The organism is Cobetia sp. BMC6, assembly GCF_029991385.1.
GTDB lineage: Bacteria > Pseudomonadota > Gammaproteobacteria > Pseudomonadales > Halomonadaceae > Cobetia.
This window is the reverse complement of sequence record NZ_JAKUMF010000050.1, coordinates 1-477: the sequence shown is the minus strand read 5'-3', so window position 1 is coordinate 477 and position 477 is coordinate 1. Positions and strand designations below refer to the sequence as shown.

The 477-nt window shown below is 54.9% G+C and carries 1 rRNA gene; it reads left to right on the top strand.

Features of this window, described 5'->3' with window-relative positions:
• Positions 1–9: 9 nt before the first annotated feature.
• Positions 10–477 (top strand): 16S ribosomal RNA (locus tag MKZ40_RS16940); the annotation flags it as partial.

The following is a 477-nucleotide window of genomic DNA, read 5'->3' as shown; positions in this document are numbered from 1 at the left end:
TCAAGCTTTCAACTGAAGAGTTTGATCATGGCTCAGATTGAACGCTGGCGGCAGGCTTAACACATGCAAGTCGAGCGGAAACGATTCTAGCTTGCTAGAAGGCGTCGAGCGGCGGACGGGTGAGTAATGCATGGGAATCTGCCCGATAGTGGGGGACAACCTGGGGAAACTCAGGCTAATACCGCATACGTCCTACGGGAGAAAGCAGGGGATCTTCGGACCTTGCGCTATCGGATGAGCCCATGTCGGATTAGCTTGTTGGTGAGGTAACGGCTCACCAAGGCGACGATCCGTAGCTGGTCTGAGAGGATGATCAGCCACACTGGGACTGAGACACGGCCCAGACTCCTACGGGAGGCAGCAGTGGGGAATATTGGACAATGGGCGAAAGCCTGATCCAGCCATGCCGCGTGTGTGAAGAAGGCCTTCGGGTTGTAAAGCACTTTCAGCGAGGAAGAACGCCTCGGGATTAATACT